At 72.8% G+C, this 3,124-nt stretch carries 2 protein-coding genes and 1 pseudogene; all 3 read left to right on the top strand.

Annotated elements, in window-relative coordinates; translation table 11 throughout:
- Window positions 1–403: pseudogene (locus C1I98_RS42235) on the top strand (hypothetical protein); the annotation flags it as partial.
- Window positions 400–2,466: a penicillin-binding protein 2 gene (gene mrdA / locus C1I98_RS37090; RefSeq protein ID WP_111171938.1), complete on the top strand. Its 2,067-nt coding sequence runs from the start codon at window positions 400–402 to the stop codon at window positions 2,464–2,466. The pseudogene C1I98_RS42235 and the gene mrdA, both read left to right, overlap by 4 nt.
- Window positions 2,463–3,124 (top strand): FtsW/RodA/SpoVE family cell cycle protein (locus tag C1I98_RS37085; protein WP_233508511.1); only part of this gene is annotated, 662 nt, incomplete at its 3' end. The genes mrdA and C1I98_RS37085, both read left to right, overlap by 4 nt.

Here is a 3,124-nt window from a genome sequence, read left to right as displayed (position 1 = left end):
GGGGGCGGCGGCGGGCGCCTGCGCTGGTTTCGGCGCCGGCCTGGCCGTGGACCTGCTGCCGCCGGTCCACCATGTGGCCGGGCAGTACGCGCTGCTGTTCTGCCTGGTCGGCTTCGTGGTGGGGCGGATGGTCGAGCGCACGTCCGCCGCCGTGGTGCCGGCGGCCGTGCTGGCGGCGGTGGCCGGGCCGCTGCTCGCCGCCGGGGTGGCGGCGCTGCTCGGCGTACCGGGGATCACCGGTGCCGCCCTGCTCTCCCGGCTGCCCGGGGCCGTGGTCTGCAACCTGCTGGCCGCGCCGCTGGTGGTCTGGGGCGTCGGGCGGCTGCTCGGCGGCAGGCGCGGCGAACAGCCGGTACGGCACGCGCTGCGCGCCGCGAACGGCACGAGGGGAGCGGTGTCATGACGAGAATCCGCACCCGCCTGCTGATCGTCCATGTGCTCGTGCTGTCGGTCCTGGCCGTGCTGGCCGTGCGCCTGTGGCAGGTGCAGGTGGTGCGCGGCGCACAGTACGTCTCGGCGGCGACGGAGACCCGCACCCGCGACGTGATGGTGCCCGCCGTACGCGGCCAGATCCTGGACGCCAACGGCAGGCCCCTGGTGCGCAACAGGACCGCGCTCGTGGTCTCCGTGGACCGGACCGCGCTCTACCGCATGCGCGACGGCGGCAGCGCGGTGCTGCGCAGGCTCGCCGCCGTGCTCGGGCAGCCGGTGCAGGCGCTGCGCGACCGCATCCGGTCGTGCGGGCCGGGCGTCACCCGGCCGTGCTGGCCCGGCTCGCCGTACCAGCCGATCCCGGTGGACGAGGGCGTCTCGACCCGGCAGGCGCTGCAGATCCTGGAGCGGCAGGAGCAGTTCCCGGGGGTGACCGCCGAGGTCCAGGCGTTTCGCGAATATCCGATGGGCAGCGCCGCGGCGCAGATGCTCGGCTACCTCCAGCCGGTCACCCAGGAGGAGCTCGACCGGCGCAAGGGCATCGCCGACGCCTTCTCCGGAGTCGACCTGGTCGGGCGGGACGGCCTTGAGTCGGTCTATGACCAGGCGCTGCGCGGCGTGCCCGGCCTGCGCAGGGTGCAGGTCGACCGGCTGGGCAAGGTCCTCGGCGTGGAGCGCCAGGTGGCGCCGGTCCCCGGCGACACGCTGATCACCAGCATCGACTCCAAGGTGCAGCTCATCGTGGAAAAGGCGCTGGTCAACGCGATGAAGAAGGCGCCCAAGGCGGACGGCGCGGCGGGCGTGGTGCTCGATCCGCGCAACGGGCGGGTACTGGCGCTGGCCAGCGCGCCCACCTACGACCTCGGCGTGTGGAGCGGCGGCATCTCCGAGGCCGAGTACCGCGGCCTGCTGTCGGAGAAGTACGGCAAGCCGCTGGTCTCGCGGGCCACCAAGGGCGAGTTCGCGCCCGGGTCCACGTTCAAGATCTCCTCCGTGTCGGCGATGCTCGCCGACGGCTATCCGCTGAACGGCAAGTACAACTGCCCGGGTTCGTTCATGGTCGGCGGCCGGCCGTTCAGCAACTTCCGCGGCCAGGGGCTCGGCGTGCTGACGCTGCACCAGGCGCTGGTCAAGTCGTGTGACACGATCTTCTACCGGGCGGGGTTCGAGCAGTGGCTGCGCGATGGCGGGCTCAACCCCAAGGGCCCGACGAAGGAGCCGATGGCCCACACGGCCCGCGCCTACGGCTTCGGTTCGCGGACCGGCATCGACCTGCCGGGCGAGTCGCCCGGGCGCATCCCCGACCGATCCTGGAAGAAGGAGATGTGGGCGGCCACCAGGGACGACAACTGCAAGCGGGCCAAGACCGGCTTCCCGGAGGTGGCCAAGAGCAGCCCGTCGCGCGCCTCGTTCCTCAAGCGCCTGGCGCACGAGAACTGCCTTGAGGGCTACCGGCTGCGTGCCGGCGACGCGGCCAACTTCTCCATCGGGCAGGGCGACGTGCTGGTCACGCCGCTGCAACTGGCCCGGGCGTACGCGGCGCTGGTGACCGACGGCAAGGTGCGCAGCCCGCGGATCGGCTGGGCGCGGGTACGCCCGGACGGCAGGCTGGTGGAGCGGATCAAGTCCCCGGTGACGGGCAGGCTGCCGATCACCGCCGAGCAGCGGACCTACATCAGGAAGGCACTGAGCGAGGTCACCTCCGACGGCACGGCCGCGGGGGCGTTCAACGGGTTCCCGATGGACCACATCAGGATCGGCGGCAAGACCGGCACGGCGGAGGTGTACGGCAAGGAGGACACGTCGTGGTTCGCGTCGTTCGCTCCCGCGGCCGATCCGCGGTTCGTCGTGGTGGTCATGGTGTCCCAGGGCGGGATGGGCGGCTCGACCGCGGCTCCGGCGGTCCGTGAGATCTACGAGCAGATGTTCGGCATCGCGCCGCAGGGCGGCAAGAAGACCGCGCCGGCGCTGCCCGGGATGCGGGCCGCGCAGACCCTGCCGGTCATCAGCCCCGACGGGCTGGTGGCCCGGTGATCGCGCCGTCCGCCCGCGGGCGGACGCCGCTGCACCGCGCGCCCGGCGCCACCCGCGTGATGTGGCGGATGGACGCGGTGTTGCTGGTGGCGGTGCTGGCGCTGACGGTGATCGGCACGCTGCTGGTGTGGTCGTCCACGCGTACCTGGGCCCCGGGCTCCACCGGCCTGGTCAAGAAGCACGTGCTCAACGTCGCCATCGGGCTGACGCTCTACAGCGTGGTGTCGATGGTGGACCACCGGCTGCTGCGGGCGTACGCGCCGCTGGCGTACGCGGTGTCGATCGCCGGGCTGGTCGTCGTCATCACGCCGCTGGGCTCGACGGTGAACGGCTCGCACTCGTGGGTGATGCTGGGCGCGGGCTTCGCCGTGCAGCCCTCGGAGTTCGCCAAGCTGGGCCTGGTGCTGCTGATGGCGATGCTGATGGCCCAGCCGGCCGAGGGCGGCGACCGGCCGCGCGGGCTCGACGTGACGCTGGGGCTGGCCGCCTCGGCCGTGGTCATCGGCCTGGTGATGCTCCAACCTGACCTCGGCACGGCCATGGTGGTCGGGGTGATCACCGCCAGCGCCCTGGTCGTCGCGGGTGTGCGCAAGCGCTGGCTCGCGGCCCTGGGGCTGGCGGTGATCACCCCGACCACCATGGCCGTGCCGAGGTCAGG

Origin of the sequence: Spongiactinospora gelatinilytica, from assembly GCF_003236385.1 — a bacterium.
Lineage (GTDB): Bacteria > Actinomycetota > Actinomycetes > Streptosporangiales > Streptosporangiaceae > Spongiactinospora > Spongiactinospora gelatinilytica.
Note: the sequence above shows the minus strand (reverse complement) of the source record. Positions and strands in the feature narration are given on the sequence as shown.

Excerpts from the sequence above, each read along its gene's own strand:
- mrdA (WP_111171938.1), top strand. The coding sequence starts at position 400 with ATGACGAGAATCCGCACCCGCCTGCTGATCGTCCATGTGCTCGTGCTG.